We start from the raw sequence: 18,362 nt of genomic DNA, 5'->3' as shown, positions 1-18,362 counted from the left end.
AAATTGATGCAGGCTGACCCACCGCTATCGCGAGCAGGCTCGCTCCCACAGGAGATCTTCAGTGAATGCATAATTTGCGTTCACGCCGATCAAATGTGGGAGCGAGCCTGCTCGCGATGGCGTCAGCTCAAGCAATACAAAACCCGAAGATCACTCCCGGGATTCGACGCCAAGCTCATCCCAAACCGACTCCGCCAAATGAAACGTCGCATTGGCCGCCGGGATGCCGCAGTAGATCGCGCTCTGCATGATCACTTCCTTGATCTCTCCGCGGGTTACGCCGTTGTTGGCGGCGGCGCGCAGGTGCAGTTTGAGTTCTTCGTTGCGGTTCATGCCGATCAGCATGGCGATGGTGATCAGGCTGCGGGTATGGCGCGGCAGGCCTGGGCGGGTCCAGATGTCGCCCCAGGCGTGGCGGGTGATCATTTCCTGGAACTCCGAGTTGAACTCGGTCAGCGCATTCAGGCTGCGGTCGACATGCGCATCGCCAAGCACCGAGCGACGAACTTCCAGGCCCTCGTCGTAACGTTGTTTCTCGTCCACAACAATCCCCTTAATCAGCTGACAAAAACGTCAGGACCCGGTCACTGAACGCTGCACCGGCCTGGACGTTGGACAGGTGTGCGGCGTAGAACTCGGCGTACTCGGCGCCCTGCACATGCTCCTGGATAAAGTGCCCACCGGACGGCGGCGTCACTGCGTCTTCAGTGCCGGCGATGACCAGCAGCGGCACCTTTATCGCGGACAGCTGATCGCGGAAGTCGGCATCGCGCACGGCCGCGCAATTGGCGGCATAGCCTTGCGGCGAAGTGGCCGCGAGCATGTCGGTAATACGCTTCGCGGCAGCCGGATTGGCCTCGGCAAAGTCAGGGGTAAACCAGCGCGCAATCGATGCATCGCGCAAGGCGACCATCGCGGCCGGACCGTCCCGCAGCACGGTTTCAATCCGTGGGTTCCACACCGAAGGATCGCCGATTTTCGCGGCGGTGTTGCACACCACCAGTTTGTTCAGCCGCTCGCCGGCGTTGATGCCCAGCCACTGGCCGATCAAACCACCCATGGACAGACCGCAAAAATGCGCACGCTCGATGTGCAGCGCATCCAGCAGCGCCAGCACGTCGCGGCCCAGTTGCTCGATGCTGTAAGGCCCCGGAGTGACCAGCGATTGGCCGTGACCCCGGGTGTCGAAACGCAACACGCGCAAATGCTCGGAGAATGCGGCGATTTGCGCGTCCCACATGTGCAGGTCGGTGCCCAGCGAATTGGACAACACCAGCACCGGCGCATCGTCTGGTCCATCGAGTTGGTAATGCAGTTCGCCCTCGGCGAGTTGTACGAAAGCCACAGCAATCTCCTTCAGGCAGTCAACGCATAATGTTCAGCCACCGCTCGCTCGACCCAGGCATGGGCCTGACCGAGGTAATGGGCGGGGTCCAGCAGACGATCGAGTTCAATGTCAGACAGCTCGGCAGTCACTTGCGGTTCATCGCCGAGTACCGCTCGCAGATGCCGTTGCTCGGCCACCGCACGTTTGCAGCATTGCTCCAGCAGATGGTGCGCGGTATCGCGCCCTACCCGTTGCGCGAGGACGATGCTCACCGCTTCGGCCAGCACCAGGCCTTGGGTCAGGTCGAGGTTGCGGGCCATACGATCGGCGTCGACTTCCAGTCCGTCCGCCACCAGCAACGCTTGTTTGAGGCTGCCGGACACCAGGCAGCAAATCTCCGGCAGGGTTTCCCATTCGGCATGCCACAGGCCCAGGCTGCGCTCGTGTTCCTGCGGCATGGCGCTGAACAGAGTCGAGAGCAAACCGGGAACCCGGGTCGCCGCACCGATCAGCACCGCGGCGCCGACGGGGTTGCGTTTGTGCGGCATCGTCGACGAACCGCCCTTGCCCGGTGCCGACGGCTCGAACACTTCGCCGGCTTCGGTCTGCATCAACAGGCTGATGTCGCGACCAAGTTTGCCGAGGCTGCCGGCGATCAAACCGAGCACTGCGCCGAACTCCACCAGGCGATCACGCTGGGTGTGCCAGGGTTGATCCGGCAATGTCAGTTGCAGCTCACCGGCCAAGGCTTCGGCAATTGGCATCGCCTGCTCGCCGAGGGCCGCGAGGGTTCCGGAGGCGCCGCCGAATTGCAGCACCAGCAAGCGTGGTTTGAGTTCTTGCAGACGTTGCCGACTGCGGGTCACAGCGCCCAGCCAACCGGCGATTTTCATGCCGAGGGTGACGGGCGTTGCGTGTTGCAACCAAGTGCGCCCGGCCAGCGGCGTGGCAACGAAGCGCAGCGCCTGGGTCGCCAACGTTTCGCCCAGTTGCGCCAGATCGCTTTCGATCAGCTCCAGCGCCCGGCGCAGTTGCAACACCAGTCCCGTGTCCATCACGTCCTGACTGGTCGCGCCCAGATGCACATAGCGCTCGGCTTCAGCATCGGTGGTCGCGATCTGTTTACCCAACGCCTTGACCAGCGGAATCGCCGAATTGCCCGCCGTGGCAATCGCCTCGCCGAGCGCAGCAAAGTCGTAATGCCCTGCGACACAAGCCGCTTCAATCGATGCGACAACCGATTGCGGAATCAAGCCCACCCGCGCCTCGGCCCGGGCCAGTGCCGATTCGAAATCGAGCATGGCCTGAACCCGGCCCTGATCGCAGAACACTTCTCGCATGTCGCGGGCGGTGAAATAGGCATCGAACAGTTGATTGCCCGGTCGCTGGTTCATAAACAGTTCCTGAAAGCGCGGGCCGGTCGGGCCCACGCGGATGGATCAAAGGTCGTGGTGCAAATACTTGGCCTGTTTCGGCAGGCGCAGGCTGAACAGGAACGCCACCGCCATCATCACCGTCACGTACCAGTAGAAGGAGTTTTCCATGCCCACGGCTTTCAGGCTCAGGGCCACATATTCCGCCGAGCCACCGAAGATCGCGTTGGCCACCGCGTACGCCAGGCCGACCCCCAGTGCGCGCACTTCCGGCGGGAACATTTCGGCTTTTACAAGGCCACTGATCGAGGTGTAGAAACTGACGATGGCCAGCGCCACGGTAATCAGCACAAAGGCGAGGAACGGACTGCTGACACTTTTCAGGCTCAGCAGGATCGGCACGGTGCACAGCGTCCCGAGGGCACCGAACCAGAGCATCGAGTTACGTCGGCCGATCTTGTCCGCGAGCATGCCGAACAGCGGCTGCATGCACATATAAAGGAACAGCGCGCCAGTCATGATGTAGCTCGCGGTCTTGGCGTGCATGCCGGCGGTGTTCACCAGGTACTTCTGCATGTACGTGGTGAAAGTGTAGAAAATCAGCGAGCCACCGGCGGTGTATCCGAGCACGGTGATAAAAGCGGCTTTGTGGTCGCGGAACAACGCGCGGATGCTGCCGGCGTCCTTGTTGTCGCGCATTTCCTTGCTGGTGGTTTCCTTGAGCGAGCGACGCAGGAACAGCGAGATCAATGCGGCCACAGCACCAACCACAAACGGAATCCGCCAGCCGTAGGCACGCAGGTCATCTTCGGTGAGGAACTGTTGCAGGACCACCACCAGCGACACCGCCAGCAACTGCCCGCCGATCAGCGTCACGTACTGGAACGAGGCGAAAAAACCGCGCTGGCCCTTGAGGGCGACTTCGCTCATGTAGGTCGCGGTGGTGCCGTACTCCCCGCCCACCGACAGGCCCTGCAGCAAGCGGGCGAACAGCAGCATGATCGGCGCCCAGACGCCGATGTCCTTGTAGGTCGGCAGGCACGCGATGAGCAACGAACCGAAGCACATCATCAGAATCGAGATCAGCATCGAATTCTTGCGCCCGTGCTTGTCCGCGACACGGCCGAAAATCCAGCCGCCAATCGGTCGCATCAGAAACCCGGCCGCGAACACGCCAGCTGTGTTGACCAGCTGCACAGTCGGGTTATCGGACGGAAAAAAGGCCGGCGCGAAGTAGATCGCGCAAAAGGCGTAGACGTAGAAGTCGAACCATTCAACGAGGTTGCCGGACGAGGCACCGACAATCGCGAAGATGCGCTTGCTGCGCTCTTCGCCGGTGTAATGCGCTGGAATAGCGGTGGGGGTTGTCATTGATTTTCACTCTTTGGGGACCATGACAGTCTAGACACACTTTGCAACAGTCCCGTTCCACAGATAGATCAGCAACACCAATCCCTGTGGGAGCGGGCTCGCCCGCGATAGCGTTGGGTCAGTCACCTTTGATGCTGGATGTGACTCAGTCATCGCGGGCAAGCCCGCTCCCACAGGTTTTTGTGTTGTTACTCAATAATCGAAGAACACCGTCTCGGCATCGGTGCCTTGCAGGACAACATTCCATTGATACACACCGGACGCATCCTGCTTCGCCAGCAAGGTACTGCGGCGTTCAGCCGGCACACACTCCAGCAGCGGATCCTCGACGTTCGCCGGTTCGCCCTCAAAGTAAATCCGTGTCAGCAAGTGCTTCACCAACCCGCGAGCAAACACCAGCACCACCAGGTGCGGCGCCTGGGTCGAGCCCTTCAGGCCTTCCACGGTGCCTGGCTTAATGGTGGTGAAACGAAAACGCCCTTCGGCATCCACCGGCACCCGGCCGAAGCCTTCGAAGTTCGGGTCCAGGGGTTTGGCCTGGTCGTCTTCGGGGTGGTCGTACTTGCCGGCGGCGTTGGCCTGCCAGACTTCCAGCATCGCGTCGTTGACGAAGTCGCCGTTGCCATCGACGACTTGCCCGGTGATTGACACGCGCTCGCCGAGGGTTTGTTCGACGGTCAGGTCTTCGCGGTTCAGCCAGGTCAGGCCGATGTGGTAATACGGCCCGACGGTGTGGGACGTGGTCGCGTTCAGCGTCATCTTATTTCTCCATCGGCGTGGCTTCGCGGCCGCGCAAGACGATGTCCCAGCGATAACCGAGGGCATAGGAAGGGATGGTTTTTTCCAGATCGAACGTCGCGATCAAACGCTCTTTGGCGCGGGTATCGGGCACGCAGTTGTAGATCGGGTCATAAGCCAGCAACGGGTCGCCCGGGAAATACATCTGGGTAACCAGGCGCGTCAGTATGCTCGGCCCGAACAGCGAGAAATGGATGTGCGCCGGGCGCCACGCATTGTGGTGATTGCCCCATGGGTAAGCGCCGGGCTTGATGGTCTGGAACTGATACCAGCCATCGGCATCGGTCACGGTGCGGCCGGTGCCGGTGAAGTTCGGGTCCAGCGGCGCATCGTGCAGGTCGCGGGCATGGTTATAGCGACCGGCGGCATTGGCCTGCCAGATCTCCACCAGAATCCCCGGGACAGGCAAGCCGTCTTCATCCAGCACGCGGCCGTGAATAATGATGCGCTCACCCAACGGTTCGCCCTGATGCTGGCCGGTCAGGTCGTTGTCCTTCTCGTTGACACGCTCGGCGCCGATGGTCGGGCCGGTGATTTCCGACAATGAATGAGGCAAAAACACCAACGGCTTGGACGGCGCGCGACGGTTGGTGGATTGATAAGTCGGGTGCAGGTACTCCGGCTGGGTGCCTTCCTGTGGGCGACGGTAACCAGGCTTGTCAGTCATTTCGCTTTCCTCTGTTCTTATGAGTCTGCCGGGCGTCAGACGCGCTCGATGGCCAAGGCCAGGCCCTGGCCGACACCGACGCACATGGTCGCCAGACCTTTCTTGCCACCCGTTTTTTCAAGCTGATGCAACGCGGTCAGGACCAGACGCGCACCGCTCATGCCCAACGGATGGCCCAAGGCAATGGCGCCACCGTTCGGATTGACCTGAGCCGCATCGTCCGCCAGTCCCAGCTCACGCAGCACCGCTAACCCTTGGCTGGCGAAGGCTTCATTGAGTTCGATCACGTCGAAATCGTTGACCGCCAGACCGAGGCGCTCGATCAGTTTGCGCACTGCCGGCACCGGGCCGATGCCCATCACCCGCGGTGCGACGCCGGCGCTCGCCATGCCCAACACTTTGGCGCGAGCGGTCAGGCCGTGTTTCTTCACCGCTTCGGCAGAGGCCAGAATCAGCGCCGCCGCACCGTCGTTCACGCCCGAGGCATTGCCGGCGGTGACGGTTTTGTCAGGACCGTTGACCGGTTTCAGTCTGGCCAGGGTTTCAAGGGTGGTGTCGGCACGTGGATGCTCATCCTGACTGACGACGGTTTCCCCTTTCTTGTGGGCAATCCGCACTTCAACGATTTCTTCAGCGAAAAATCCTGCAGCTTGCGCGGCGGCCGTGCGCTGCTGACTGCGCAGGGCGAAAGCGTCCTGATCCTCGCGGGAAACTTCGTAGTCGTCCGCCACGTTGTCAGCGGTTTGCGGCATCGCATCGACACCGTATTGGGCTTTCATCAACGGGTTGATGAAACGCCAGCCGATGGTGGTGTCTTCCAGCTTCATGTTGCGCGAGAACGCCGCATCGGCCTTGCCCATCACGAACGGTGCGCGGGACATCGACTCGACGCCACCGGCAATCGCCAGCTCCATTTCGCCACTGGCGATGGCGCGGAATGCGGTGCCAATGGCATCCATACCCGACGCGCACAGGCGATTGAGCGTGACGCCGGGAATGCTTTCCGGCAGCCCGGCCAGCAGCAGCGCCATGCGTGCGACGTTGCGGTTGTCTTCGCCCGCCTGGTTGGCGCAGCCGAGGAATACCTCGTCCACGGCGTTCCAGTCCACCGACGGGTTGCGCTCCATCAAGGCCTTGATCGGCACAGCGGCGAGGTCGTCAGCACGAACCGCCGACAGGCCACCGCCAAAACGGCCGATGGGGGAGCGAATGGCATCGCAGATATAAACGTCACGCATCACGCTTCTCCGGGTGCTTGGCCGTGGGCGGCGGCGGTGCGGGCTTCCAGATCCCTGAGCGCCTTCAATTCAACGTCGGTGGGCTCGGCGGTATTTTCAACCGTGTCTGCGAAACGAATCGCCCAACCGGTGGCGGCAATCACTTGCTCGCGGGTCACGCCGGGGTGCAGCGCGGTGACCACGAATTCATGGGTGTCCGCTTCCGGCTCCATGATGCACAGGTCGGTGATGATGCCGACAGGACCTGCGCCCGGCAGGCCGAGACGCTTGCGCGAATCACCGCCCTCGCCGTGGCCGACCGAGGTAATGAAGTCGAGCTTGTCGACGAAGGAACGCGCCGACTGCTTGAGGATGATCAGCACGCTTTTCGCCGAACCGGCAATCTCCGGCGCGCCACCGGCACCCGGCAGGCGCACTTTCGGCGCGTGGTAATCGCCGACCACGGTGGTGTTGATGTTGCCGAAACGGTCGACCTGCGCGGCGCCAAGAAAACCGACGTCAATGCGCCCGCCCTGCAACCAGTAGCGAAAAATCTCACCGGTCGGGACCACGGTGTCGGCGGTTTCCGCCAGTTCACCGTCGCCGATCGACAGCGGCAGTACGCTCGGCTTGGCACCGATCGGACCCGATTCGTAGATCAGGACCACATCCGGCGAAGACGTCAGGCGCGCCAGGTTGGCAGCTTTCGACGGCAGGCCGATGCCGACGAAGCACACCGAACCGTTTTTCAGGCGGCGGGCCGCGGCGACGGTCATCATTTCATTGGTGGTGTAAGTCATTACTTGGCCTCCGAAGCAGCGGCCAGCTTGGCCTGGAACTCGCTGAAGTCAGCGCAGCCATGGATGTATTCGTTGATCCACGCGGTGAAGGTGTCACGGTCGCGGGCAATCGGGTCCCAGGCCTGGTAGAAGCGGTTGTCACGCTCGTTGTAACCGTGGGCGTAGGACGGATGCGCGCCGCCAGGGACGTGGCACACCGCGCTCAAGGCCCAGGTCGGCAACACGCAGGAATTCATCGGTGCATTGAGGTCGTCGACGATTTCTTCGACGGTAACGATGCAGCGCTTGGCGGCCAACGCCGCTTCTTTCTGCACGCCGAGAATGCCCCACAGCAGCACGTTGCCTTTGCGGTCGGCTTTCTGCGCGTGAATCACGGTGATGTCCGGGCGCACCGATGGCACCGCAGCCAACACTTCGCCGGTAAACGGGCAGGTAACAGTTTTGATCAGCGGGTTGACCTTTGGCAGGTCGGAACCGGCGTAGGCACGCAGTACCGCGAACGGTAGGCCGGAGGCGCCAGCGACGTAGGCATTGGCCAGGTCGGCGTGGCTGTGTTCTTCGATTTCCAGCGCATGCGGCCACTGTTTCTCTACGGCGTCACGCAGACGGTGCAACGAACCGACACCCGGGTTGCCGCCCCAGGAGAAAATCAGCTTGCGAGCACAACCGGCGCCGATCAACTGGTCGTAGATCAGGTCAGGCGTCATCCGCACCAGCGTCAGGTCTTTCTTGCCCTGACGAATGATTTCGTGACCCGCCGCCGTAGGGATCAGGTGAGTGAAGCCTTCGAGCGCGACGGTGTCGCCGTCGTTGACGAATTGCTTCACCGCGTCGTGCAGCGAAAGGATTTCAGCCATGGGGCAGGCTCCCGTTTTGTTATGAACCGACAGTGGATAAAAAAGGCGCGAGGTTCAGCGCCGGAATGACTGAAGGTTAAGCCTGTGCAAAACGCCAAACAATCCGATAATCGACTGAGTGTTCGTTTATCGAACAGATTGTTGTCTCGCTACCGATCCCAAAAAGCATCGCGGGCAAGCCCTCCCACAGGTTGATGCGCAATCCTTGTGGGAGCGGGCTTGCCCGCGAAGAGGCCCTCAAACGCGCCAAAGAATCTGGATCAGGCTGTCAGGTCGCATCCGCATGACTGACCATGCCCTTGATCACCACCGCCGTCGTCGCCAGCGCCGCCGGAATCACCAGCGCCGTCAGCACCTGTTCAAAATTCCAGCCCAACCCCAGCAACGTTGCGCCCATCCACGCCCCGAGGATCGCGCCGAACCGGCCAATCCCCAGCATCCACGAGACCCCGGTCGCACGCCCTTGAGTCGGATAAAACCGCGCCGCCAGCGACGGCATCGCCGATTGCGCACCGTTGACGCACATCCCGGCCACCAGCACCAAGGTCGCCAAAAGCGTGATGTTGCCCAGGCTCTGCCCTACCGCGTAGGCAAACACCCCGGCCATCAAGTAGAAAATGCCGATGACCTTGTGCGGATTGAACCGGTCCATGGCCCAGCCAACGCCCACTGCGCTCAGCACGCCGCCAAACTGGAACAACGCCCCAATGAACGCCGCCTGCTCCATGCTCGCGCCGCTGTCACGCATCAGCGTCGGCAGCCAACTGGTCAGCAGGTAAACGATCACCAGGCCCATGAAGTAGGTCAGCCACAGCAGCAAGGTGCCGGCGCTGTAGGTGCCGGAGAAGATCACGGCGAACACGTTGCGCGCCTTGACGGTTTTCTGTTCCGGCACGCTGAAGCTCGATGCCTGGGCGACGACGACCGGATCGATCGGTGCGAGGGTCTTGCGCACTTTGTCGGTGCCGCGGTTGCGCACGACCAGGTAACGCGCCGACTCCGGCAGCCAGAACAGCAAGACGACGGCGAGGATCAGCGGCAGGATCCCGCCGATCAGCAGCAGACTGTGCCAGCCAAAGGCAGGAATCAGCTTGGCCGAGATAAACCCGCCACCGGCCATGCCGAGGTTGAAGCCGCAGAACATGCTGGTCACCAGCAGGGATTTTTTGCGCTCCGGGGTGTATTCCGACAACAGCGTGGTGGCGTTCGGCATCCCGGCGCCGAGGCCCAGGCCGGTGAGGAAGCGCAGCACCAGCAGTTGATCGACGTTGGTGCTGTACGCCGACGCCAGACTGAAGGCGCCGAACACCAGCACCGCGCCGACCAGTACGACTTTTCGCCCAAAGCGGTCAGCCAAGGGACCGGAGCCCAGTGCGCCGAAGACCATGCCGATCAGCGCCGCACTCATCACCGGGCCGAGACTGGCGCGGTCGATGCCCCAATCCTGCGACAAGGCAGGCGCGATAAAGCCCATGGCCGCGGTGTCGAGGCCATCGAGGAAGACAATCAGGAAACACAGGATCACCACTCGCCACTGGTAGCGCGAAATGGGTTGAGCATTGATGAAGGACTGCACGTCGAGGCAGTTTCCTACAGCAGACTGAGGCTGGTTCATTATTTTTATTCCACGCAAGAACGCAGTCGGACAGGAGCCAGCCAAGGCTGGCGCTGCCGCGACATTAGTGATCTTGGGGAAACAGCGTCAATTCGATAAACGCGACTCTGTGCGTTTATCGAACAGCTTAGGCAAACAACTGGGCGCTGAGGTCGCGGCTGGCACTCAGCAGGCCAGGCAAGAAACGTAGCTCCAGCTCGTTGCGGCTGACCCGCCCGGCGTGGGTGCTGACGTTGAGCGCTGCGACCACTTGGCCGGAGGCGTCGTACACCGGAACGGCAATCGAGCGCAGGCCTTGCTCCAGTTCCTGATCGACGATGCACCAGCCCTGCTGCCGCACTTCCTGCAGGCATTCGAGTAGCGCTTCGGGGGTGTGCAAGGTTCGGCTGGTCTTGGCCTGGAACTCTGCATGGTCGAGGTATTCGCGCAGCGAGGTGTCGTCCAGCGCCGCAAGAAGGATTCTGCCCATGGACGTGCAATACGCCGGCAACCGTCCGCCCACCGACAAGTCGACGGAAATCAGGCGCTGGGTGGTCGCCGAGCGAGCGATGTACAAAATGTCGTCACCTTCCAGCGTGGCCATGTTGCAGGCCTCGTGAAGCTGCTCACTCATGCGGTCCAGATACGGCTGGGCGGACACCGCCAGAGGCGTCGAGGACAAATAGGCATGGCCGAGCGTCAGCACTTTGGGCAGCAGCGAATAGGTGCGACCGTCAGTGGTGGCATAGCCGAGTTTGATCAGGGTGTGCAGGCAACGTCGCACAGCGGCGCGGGGAATTTCCGTACGGTGACTGATCTGGGCAATGGTCAGGTGTCGTTTGCGCTCCTGGAACGCTTGAACCACCGCCAGGCCGCGGGCCAGGGATGTCATGAAATCCGGGTCACCGGTCAGGGCCTGGATTCGCTTCGCGGGCGAGGCCACGATCGGCGGCGCCACTGAAGCGAAGGAATTGCGCATTTGATCGTTCATTTCTGGTCCTTTTCCTACACGGATCAGCAGCTATTACATGCGGCTTCGGGTCCTGCACACAAGCCACAGGCCTCAAGATTGGGCGATTATCGAACCCTCGACCGATAATCGCAATCGACCTCACTGGGGAGACGACTACCTGCGCACACTGATTTGCGCAGAGCCCTCTATATGCTTTTATTCTTCGCTGATTTAGAGGGCTGATGTAAGGGGCAAACTTGTTCGACTTTATGACGCCAGAAAGACATCGTTGCAATGTGACATCACCGCCCCCCCTAGTTGCCGCTGAAAGTTGCGAGTAACAAAACAATCACACAGCTGGAACTACTTTTAACTCTCGAGAGATAGTGTTCTTCGGATCGACCGCTATAATGCACCTCAGTGGCGAAGCGGTTTTTACGTGCCGGTTCCGTCACTCGGCAGCCCGGTATCCTATCGTCGCTGTCTGCAGCAAGCGCTTGACGCTCATTTCATATGCTCCGCCAACGCGCTCGCTGGAACAGGTAACTGATGCTACGTCAGCTGTTTTTCTCTGGTGCCGTGGCCGCCTGCAACATGGAAGTATTGTTCACCCGCCGTAAAAACGATGCCTTTGTCAGGCATTGTCCTTTCGATGAGTGTGGTCAATAGATTCCTGCAGCGCGTTTCACCAGAATTTATCTCAACTCATACAGGTAGCACTGTGACGAAAGACGAACTGCGCGCGGAACTTGAGCGCCAGGAACAACGTTACAAGGAAGTTTACGGCGGGGAAGTCACCACCTACGCCGCTCAGCCCGAACCCGAACGCAAGCCTTGGCGTAAACGCGCCACCGTTCAGGATCAGGCATTCACCCAGGAATTGCAGAAGATGGAAAAGGAACTCAAAGCCGAAGAGCCATGACCTCCTCGGCCTGAATCCTTCCAAGGGTCTGCATCGGCACCCGTTAAAAGCGCGGTGTTCTGATGATGCCTTTCGCGCCCGCTACAAGCGGGCAGCGGCCACCTCACCCTGCGGATGAGGCAAAGGGCACATGCCTGACCCTCTTCTCAGATTTTTCACACAAGTGTTCAAGCCTCTCGACTTCACGAGCGAAACCCTTGTGGCTGCGGCCTTTTCATCTGAATTCAATGACTTGCAAAACCCGGTAAAAACCTCGGGGATAAGCTATCGTCACAAACTAATTCATTGAAGAATGTTACCGATGAGCACCTAGTGCATCGATTAGCAGTCTTTTCTGGCATAATCGCGCCCCCTTATGACCGGGTCAGAAAACCTTCATGATCGATTTATTCAGCGGACTGGATGCTTGGGTGCTTGTGAGCCTCTTGCTCGCCCTGGCCTTTGTCCTCGCCTTCGAGTTCATCAACGGCTTTCATGACACCGCTAACGCGGTGGCCACCGTTATCTACACCAAAGCCATGCCGCCTCATCTGGCGGTGTTCTTTTCCGGTGTATTCAACTTTCTCGGCGTGCTGCTGGGCGGTGTTGGCGTGGCGTATGCCATTGTCCACCTGCTGCCGGTAGAACTGCTGATCAATGTGAACACCGGTCACGGGCTGGCCATGGTGTTCTCGCTGCTCGCCGCCGCCATCACCTGGAACCTGGGCACCTGGTACTTCGGTATCCCGGCCTCCAGTTCCCATACGCTGATCGGTTCGATCCTCGGTGTCGGCCTGGCCAACGCGTTGATCAACGACATTCCGTTGGCCGATGGCGTGAACTGGCAGAAGGCGATCGATATCGGTGCTTCGCTGGTGTTCTCGCCGATGGCGGGTTTCCTGGTCGCAGCGCTGATTTTGATCGGCCTCAAGTGGTGGCGCCCCCTGTCGAAGATGCACAAGACACCGGAACAGCGCCGCAAGATCGATGACAAGAAACACCCGCCGTTCTGGAACCGCCTGGTGCTGGTCATCTCGGCTATGGCCGTGAGCTTCGTGCACGGCTCCAACGATGGTCAGAAAGGTATCGGCCTGATCATGCTGGTGCTGATCGGCATCGTTCCAGCACAGTTCGTACTCGACCTGGGCAGCACGACCTACCAGATCGAACGGACCCGCGATGCAACCCTGCACCTGAGCCAGTTCTACAAGCGCAACGCTGACACTCTGGGCGAATACCTGGCCCTGGGCAAAAGCGTTGAAGGCGATCTGCCGGAGAAATTCCGTTGCAACCCGCAACAGACCGAACCGACCATCACCGCCCTCCTCGGCACCCTTAAAGGTGTAGCGGATTACCACTCGCTGTCGCCGGAAAACCGCATCGAAGTGCGTCGCTACCTGCTCTGCCTGGACGATACGGCGAAGAAAGTCGGCAAGCTGCCTGGCCTCGCTGCCCGTGAAAAGGCTGACCTGGACAAACTGCGCAAAGACCTGACCACCACCACCGAATACGCCCCGTTCTGGGTGATTCTGGCGGTCGCCCTGGCCCTCGGCCTGGGTACTATGGTCGGCTGGAAGCGCGTAGTGCTGACCATCGGCGAGAAGATCGGCAAGCAGGGCATGACTTACTCCCAAGGCATGTCGGCACAGATCACTACCGCGAGCCTGATCGGCATGGCCAACATCTTCAGCCTGCCGGTCTCGACTACCCACGTCCTGTCCTCAGGCGTCGCCGGCACCATGGTTGCCAACAAAAGCGGCCTGCAAGGCGGCACTGTGCGGACCATCCTGCTGGCTTGGGTCCTGACCCTGCCAGCGACAGTGGCCTTGTCGGCCGGCCTGTTCTGGCTGGCGTCGAAGGCACTGGGCAGCTGATACATTGCTGCGACAAAGAGGCGCGTTCCGTGAGGTTCGCGCCTTTTTTATGGTCTGAACTTTGGCATTGCCGGTCTGTTGAAAGAGATTGGTTGGCCCAGAGGACACCTTCGCGAGCAAGCCCGCTCCTACAGTGGGACGGTGTACATCTGCAAGAAATTGGTCGGCTGTCAGGCCGCCATCGCAGGCAAGCCAGCTCCCACAGGAATCGGCGTGTACCGCTCGCTTCTCACCACTCATCAGGCCGAGCGTTAACTCGCCTGCAGCTCTTGATCTTGATCTACCCGCCCCGTCGGGAGGCTGAGTGGAGGCGTTCATCTGGGGGTGGGCGCGGAGCGCCAAGCCCAGGCGAGGGGCCGGACGTTGGGGCGAAGACCTTTGCTTCCTTTGGGGCGTTTGCCAAAGGGAGTCGCTGTAAAAGCGAAACCATAAGCAGCCGTTACCGCAGGAATGGATATGTACACCTGAGAAAGATAGGTCGGCTATCAGGCCGCCATCGCAGGCAAGTCAGCCCCCACATTTTGAACTTCATACATCAGTAAAAAGCGTGGGCAAAAAAAAGGGCAACCGAAGTTGCCCAAAATGCCTTGCGTGCTCATTACATCCAGAAAGAACTACGGCTTACGCTTATGCGAATCTTTCCAGATAAAAAACCCAAACCCTGCAAAAAACAGAACCATGAGGCCGACTGTCAGCACTCCGGCGATCACCACGTTGTCGAAAAACATGACGGCTCTCCTGCACTTGCCCTGTTGCGATAGGGCTAAGTTAACCAATCAGGCAGAAGAGAAAGTTGACCAGGATCAATGTCGCCCGAGACAGGGCGTAAAGGAGGGGAAATAACTGACCTGCATCAACCGATGCAGGGTGATTCAACGCTTTTTCGGCTTGTTCTTCGATTTCTTCTTGGCTTTACCCAACGGCATCGCCTGTTCAAACGCCTGGCGCACTTCATTCAGACGCTTTTCATTAAGGTCATGAACCCGCTTGGCGCGTTCAGAATTAAGATCAATCAGCTTGTCGTCTTGGCTCATGGTGCTCAATACATCGAATGGCAGGTTTGTCGTAATAATGAGGTCTGACGGCAGCGCTGACCAGCCACCCCCTCAAATCTCAATATCGACCCACAACCCCTGACGCGGCTGATCTTCCATCAACGGCGCCACCGGCACGGTGTTGTCAGCATTCAATTCGGTCCCGGGAATCGCCAGATGCTCCTCCGGATCCTCATCAGCCTCACGTCGACGCCGTTCCCGCTCCTGCTTGCGCCGCTGTTCCTCGCGCAACTGAAAAGCCGCTTCCTCGGGATCGCGTTGTTTCAGGTCAATGGTGCTTTCATTGGAGCTTTCCTGCACCGGCACGACAGGCGGAATATCCGGGCGCTGGCGGATCGGGTCCTGCTGTGACGTGATCGGCACGGCACTCAAGGGGAGCATCGGTGGCAGCATAATTATCAGTCTCCTGTCAGCAGGCTGTCGGCTGCGGGGATGGCGACTTGAGCCATCGGTCGCAAACTGTGACCGGTTTGGCACCGATTGGTGCCCCGACCGGCAAGCATCGCATCGTTGGACTAACGTAAGACTGCGAGTTTTTATGAGAGTCCTTTGGCCCTGAAGCCCTCATTCCGTTAAGATAGCCCGCTTTTTCAAGGTGGGAGTCAGGCAGCATGGCGCAGCAGTATCAACCGGGGCAACGCTGGATCAGTGACAGCGAAGCCGAGCTGGGTTTAGGCACCGTTCTGGCACAGGACGGCCGCTTGTTGACCGTGCTCTATCCGGCCACTGGCGAGACTCGCCAGTACGCGCTACGGAATGCGCCCCTCACCCGCGTGCGGTTTTCGCCGGGCGACTCCATTACTCACTTCGAAGGCTGGAAACTGACCGTCCAGGAAGTCGATGACGTCGACGGCCTGCTGGTCTATCACGGCCTCAACGCGCAAAACGAAGTGGTCACCCTGCCGGAAACCCAGCTGTCGAACTTCATTCAGTTCCGTCTGGCCAGCGACCGTCTGTTCGCCGGGCAGATCGACCCACTGGCGTGGTTCTCCCTGCGCTACAACACCCTGGAACACACCAGCCGCCAGTTGCAATCCTCGCTCTGGGGCTTGGGCGGCGTGCGTGCGCAACCGATCGCGCACCAGCTGCACATCGCCCGTGAAGTCGCCGACCGCATTGCGCCGCGAGTACTGCTGGCCGACGAAGTGGGCTTGGGCAAAACCATCGAAGCCGGCCTGGTGATCCATCGCCAACTGCTCTCGGGCCGCGCCAACCGCGTACTGATCCTGGTGCCGGAGAACCTGCAGCACCAGTGGCTGGTCGAGATGCGCCGTCGCTTCAACCTGCAAGTCGCGCTGTTCGACGAAGAACGCTTCATCGAAAGCGATGCTGCCAACCCGTTCGAAGACACCCAACTCGCGCTGGTTGCGCTTGAGTGGCTGGTGGACGACGAGAAAGCCCAGGACGCGCTGTTCGCTGCCGGCTGGGACCTGCTGGTGGTCGACGAAGCACACCATTTGGTGTGGCACGAAGAGAAGGCCAGCCCTGAATACACGCTGGTCGAGCAACTGGCCGAAGTCATTCCCGGTGTATTGCTGCTGACCGCCACCCCGGAACAACTGGGCCAGGACAGCCACTTCGCGCGCCTGCGCCTGCTTGACCCGAACCGTTTCCATGACCTGCACGCCTTCCGCGCCGAGAGCGAAAACTATCGCCCGGTGGCCGAAGCCGTTCAGGAGCTGCTGGACAAGGGGCGCCTGTCGCCGGAAGCACACAAGACCATCCACGGTTTCCTCGGCAACGAAGGCGAAGCGCTGCTGGCCGCCGTGAACGATGGCGACATCGAGGCCAGCGCCCGTCTGGTGCGCGAACTGCTGGACCGCCACGGCACCGGCCGCGTGCTGTTCCGTAACACCCGCGCTGCCGTGCAGGGTTTCCCGGAGCGCAAACTGCACCCGTACCCGCTGCAGTGCCCGGATGAATACCTCGAACTGCCGCTGGGCGATCACGCCGAGCTGTACCCGGAAGTCAGCTTTCAGGCCCAGCCGGACGCCAACGAAGAAGAACGCTGGTGGAAATTCGACCCGCGCGTCGAGTGGCTGATCGATCAGCTGAAAATGCTCAAGCGCACCAAAGTTCTGGTGATCTGCGCCCACGCCGAAACCGCCATGGACCTGGAAGACGCCCTGCGCGTGCGTTCCGGCATTCCTGCCACGGTCTTCCACGAAGGCATGAACATCCTTGAGCGTGACCGCGCCGCCGCCTATTTCGCCGACGAAGAATTTGGTGCGCAAGTGCTGATCTGCTCGGAAATCGGCAGTGAGGGTCGCAACTTCCAGTTCTCGCACCACTTGGTGCTGTTCGATCTGCCGTCGCACCCGGACCTGCTGGAACAGCGGATCGGTCGTCTGGACCGGATCGGCCAGAAGCACATCATCGAACTGCACGTGCCGTACCTGGAAACCAGCCCGCAAGAGCGCCTGTTCCAGTGGTACCACGAAGCACTGAACGCTTTCCTCAACACCTGCCCGACCGGCAACGCCTTGCAGCATCAGTTCGGCTCGCGTCTGTTGCCACTGCTGGAAAACGCCGATGACGGCGAGTGGCAAGCGCTGATCGACGAAGCCCGCGCCGAGCGTGAGCGTCTGGAAGCCGAGCTGCACACCGGCCGTGACCGCTTGCTGGAACTCAACTCCGGCGGTGCTGGCGAAGGTGATGCACTGGTCGAGGACATCCTCGAGCAAGACGATCAGTTCGCCCTGCCGATCTACATGGAAACCCTGTTCGACGCTTTCGGCATCGACAGCGAAGACCATTCGGAAAACGCCCTGATCCTCAAGCCGAGCGAAAAAATGCTCGACGCCAGTTTCCCGCTGGGCGACGACGAAGGTGTGACCATCACCTACGACCGTAACCAGGCGCTGTCTCGCGAAGACATGCAGTTCATCACTTGGGAACATCCGATGGTGCAGGGCGGCATGGACCTGGTCCTGTCCGGCTCAATGGGCAACACCGCCGTGGCGCTGATCAAGAACAAGGCGCTGAAACCTGGCACCGTGTTGCTGGAACTGCTCTACGTCAGCGAAGTGGTTGCGCCGCGCTCACTGCAACTGGGCCGCTACCTGCCGCCGGCCGCTCTGCGCTGCCTGCTCGACACCACTGGCAATGACCTGTCGGCCCGGGTGTCGTTCGAGACCTTGAACGACCAGTTGGAAAGCGTGCCCCGTGCCAGCGCCAACAAGTTCATCCAGGCTCAGCGCGATCAACTGACGCCACGGATCAACGCCGGCGAAGAGAAAATCTTCCCGCGTCACGCCGAGCGCGTTGCCGAGGCGAAGCGTCGTCTGGCAGCGGATACCGACGAAGAGCTGGCGCGTTTGACCGCACTGCAAGCGGTCAACCCGACAGTGCGCGACAGTGAGCTGGTTGCCCTGCGCCAACAGCGCGAGCAAGGTTTGGCCATGCTCGACAAGGCTGCGCTGCGACTGGAAGCGATTCGGGTGCTGGTGGCGGGTTAACCCCCCTGCTCCACCGCTGAAAACAAGAAGGCCCGCAGTGATGCGGGCCTTTTTTATTGCCTGAAATTTGATGCAGTGATGCTGATGGCCGCATCGCTAGCAGGCTAGCTCCCACAGG

The 18,362-nt window shown here is 60.6% G+C and carries 17 protein-coding genes; 3 read left to right on the top strand and 14 right to left on the bottom strand.

Translation table 11 applies throughout. The features are described 5' to 3' along the window. Window positions 1-150: 150 nt before the first annotated feature. The 11 genes from pcaC to pcaR all read right to left on the bottom strand — a co-directional run bounded on the left by pcaC (window position 151) and on the right by pcaR (window position 10,995). On the bottom strand, window positions 151-543 hold the full coding sequence (gene pcaC, locus ACA060_RS06305) for a 4-carboxymuconolactone decarboxylase (RefSeq protein WP_497316099.1): 393 nt from the start codon (window positions 541-543) through the stop codon (window positions 151-153). A 10-nt stretch (window positions 544-553) separates the two neighbouring features. Then, window positions 554-1,345, bottom strand: coding sequence for a 3-oxoadipate enol-lactonase (pcaD, locus tag ACA060_RS06300; protein WP_497316097.1), 792 nt, complete (start codon window positions 1,343-1,345; stop codon window positions 554-556). Window positions 1,346-1,356: 11 nt separating this feature from the next. After that, on the bottom strand, window positions 1,357-2,721 hold the full coding sequence (locus ACA060_RS06295) for a 3-carboxy-cis,cis-muconate cycloisomerase (protein WP_497316095.1): 1,365 nt from the start codon (window positions 2,719-2,721) through the stop codon (window positions 1,357-1,359). Window positions 2,722-2,766: 45 nt separating this feature from the next. Further along, a complete protein-coding gene (locus tag ACA060_RS06290) occupies window positions 2,767-4,071 on the bottom strand; it encodes an MFS family transporter (RefSeq protein ID WP_109628321.1) in 1,305 nt (434 codons plus the stop codon). 192 nt (window positions 4,072-4,263) lie between these two features. Then, window positions 4,264-4,830, bottom strand: coding sequence for a protocatechuate 3,4-dioxygenase subunit alpha (gene pcaG / locus ACA060_RS06285; protein ID WP_497316093.1), 567 nt, complete (start codon window positions 4,828-4,830; stop codon window positions 4,264-4,266). Between the two features lies 1 nt (window position 4,831). Beyond that, a complete protein-coding gene (pcaH, locus tag ACA060_RS06280) occupies window positions 4,832-5,536 on the bottom strand; it encodes a protocatechuate 3,4-dioxygenase subunit beta (RefSeq protein ID WP_497316091.1) in 705 nt (234 codons plus the stop codon). A gap of 35 nt (window positions 5,537-5,571) precedes the next feature. Continuing rightward, window positions 5,572-6,777 carry a 3-oxoadipyl-CoA thiolase gene (pcaF, locus tag ACA060_RS06275; protein ID WP_497316089.1) on the bottom strand — a complete coding sequence of 402 codons (1,206 nt, stop codon included), beginning with the start codon at window positions 6,775-6,777 and terminating at the stop codon, window positions 5,572-5,574. After that, complete coding sequence (locus ACA060_RS06270) at window positions 6,774-7,553, bottom strand: CoA-transferase subunit beta (RefSeq protein ID WP_109628317.1); 780 nt, start codon at window positions 7,551-7,553, stop codon at window positions 6,774-6,776. Before ACA060_RS06270 ends, pcaF begins: the two co-directional genes overlap by 4 nt. Beyond that, entirely contained in the window at window positions 7,553-8,410 is an 858-nt protein-coding gene (locus tag ACA060_RS06265) for a CoA transferase subunit A (protein WP_059407998.1), read from the bottom strand. Before ACA060_RS06265 ends, ACA060_RS06270 begins: the two co-directional genes overlap by 1 nt. A gap of 268 nt (window positions 8,411-8,678) precedes the next feature. Beyond that, a complete protein-coding gene (gene pcaK, locus ACA060_RS06260; protein WP_497316086.1) occupies window positions 8,679-10,025 on the bottom strand; it encodes a 4-hydroxybenzoate transporter PcaK in 1,347 nt (448 codons plus the stop codon). A gap of 127 nt (window positions 10,026-10,152) precedes the next feature. After that, the gene (gene pcaR / locus ACA060_RS06255; RefSeq protein ID WP_497316084.1) at window positions 10,153-10,995 is read right to left on the bottom strand and encodes a pca regulon transcriptional regulator PcaR; all 843 of its coding nucleotides are present in this window, start codon (window positions 10,993-10,995) and stop codon (window positions 10,153-10,155) included. Window positions 10,996-11,677: 682 nt separating this feature from the next. Here pcaR and ACA060_RS06250 point away from each other — a divergent pair. Then, on the top strand, window positions 11,678-11,878 hold the full coding sequence (locus ACA060_RS06250; protein WP_007935837.1) for a hypothetical protein: 201 nt from the start codon (window positions 11,678-11,680) through the stop codon (window positions 11,876-11,878). 377 nt (window positions 11,879-12,255) lie between these two features. Continuing rightward, window positions 12,256-13,731 carry an inorganic phosphate transporter gene (locus tag ACA060_RS06245; RefSeq protein ID WP_497316082.1) on the top strand — a complete coding sequence of 492 codons (1,476 nt, stop codon included), beginning with the start codon at window positions 12,256-12,258 and terminating at the stop codon, window positions 13,729-13,731. A 614-nt stretch (window positions 13,732-14,345) separates the two neighbouring features. Here the strand turns inward: ACA060_RS06245 and ccoM are convergent. The 3 genes from ccoM to ACA060_RS06230 form a co-directional block, all read right to left on the bottom strand. Continuing rightward, window positions 14,346-14,459 carry a cytochrome c oxidase subunit CcoM gene (ccoM, locus tag ACA060_RS06240; RefSeq protein ID WP_010462558.1) on the bottom strand — a complete coding sequence of 38 codons (114 nt, stop codon included), beginning with the start codon at window positions 14,457-14,459 and terminating at the stop codon, window positions 14,346-14,348. Between the two features lie 144 nt (window positions 14,460-14,603). Further along, on the bottom strand, window positions 14,604-14,765 hold the full coding sequence (locus ACA060_RS06235) for a hypothetical protein (RefSeq protein ID WP_178082285.1): 162 nt from the start codon (window positions 14,763-14,765) through the stop codon (window positions 14,604-14,606). A gap of 72 nt (window positions 14,766-14,837) precedes the next feature. Beyond that, window positions 14,838-15,179 (bottom strand): aspartate-semialdehyde dehydrogenase, encoded by a 342-nt coding sequence (locus tag ACA060_RS06230; RefSeq protein WP_109628314.1) that lies wholly within the window; start codon window positions 15,177-15,179, stop codon window positions 14,838-14,840. A gap of 218 nt (window positions 15,180-15,397) precedes the next feature. Here ACA060_RS06230 and rapA point away from each other — a divergent pair, with 218 nt between their 5' ends. After that, a complete protein-coding gene (gene rapA, locus ACA060_RS06225) occupies window positions 15,398-18,244 on the top strand; it encodes an RNA polymerase-associated protein RapA (RefSeq protein ID WP_497316079.1) in 2,847 nt (948 codons plus the stop codon). The last annotated feature ends 118 nt before the right edge of the window (window positions 18,245-18,362 follow it).

It is taken from the genome of Pseudomonas sp. LBUM1671, from assembly GCF_059695685.1.
This window is presented reverse-complemented; position numbering and strand designations above follow the sequence as displayed.

Excerpts from the sequence above, each read along its gene's own strand:
- pcaK (WP_497316086.1), bottom strand. The coding sequence starts at position 10,025 with ATGAACCAGCCTCAGTCTGCTGTAGGAAACTGCCTCGACGTGCAGTCC.
- rapA (WP_497316079.1), top strand. The coding sequence starts at position 15,398 with ATGGCGCAGCAGTATCAACCGGGGCAACGCTGGATCAGTGACAGCGAA.
- ACA060_RS06270 (WP_109628317.1), bottom strand. The coding sequence starts at position 7,553 with ATGACTTACACCACCAATGAAATGATGACCGTCGCCGCGGCCCGCCGC.
- ACA060_RS06230 (WP_109628314.1), bottom strand. The coding sequence starts at position 15,179 with ATGCTGCCACCGATGCTCCCCTTGAGTGCCGTGCCGATCACGTCACAG.
- ACA060_RS06290 (WP_109628321.1), bottom strand. The coding sequence starts at position 4,071 with ATGACAACCCCCACCGCTATTCCAGCGCATTACACCGGCGAAGAGCGC.
- ACA060_RS06265 (WP_059407998.1), bottom strand. The coding sequence starts at position 8,410 with ATGGCTGAAATCCTTTCGCTGCACGACGCGGTGAAGCAATTCGTCAAC.
- ccoM (WP_010462558.1), bottom strand. The coding sequence starts at position 14,459 with ATGTTTTTCGACAACGTGGTGATCGCCGGAGTGCTGACAGTCGGCCTC.
- pcaG (WP_497316093.1), bottom strand. The coding sequence starts at position 4,830 with ATGACGCTGAACGCGACCACGTCCCACACCGTCGGGCCGTATTACCAC.
- ACA060_RS06235 (WP_178082285.1), bottom strand. The coding sequence starts at position 14,765 with ATGAGCCAAGACGACAAGCTGATTGATCTTAATTCTGAACGCGCCAAG.
- pcaR (WP_497316084.1), bottom strand. The coding sequence starts at position 10,995 with ATGAACGATCAAATGCGCAATTCCTTCGCTTCAGTGGCGCCGCCGATC.
- ACA060_RS06245 (WP_497316082.1), top strand. The coding sequence starts at position 12,256 with ATGATCGATTTATTCAGCGGACTGGATGCTTGGGTGCTTGTGAGCCTC.
- pcaH (WP_497316091.1), bottom strand. The coding sequence starts at position 5,536 with ATGACTGACAAGCCTGGTTACCGTCGCCCACAGGAAGGCACCCAGCCG.
- ACA060_RS06295 (WP_497316095.1), bottom strand. The coding sequence starts at position 2,721 with ATGAACCAGCGACCGGGCAATCAACTGTTCGATGCCTATTTCACCGCC.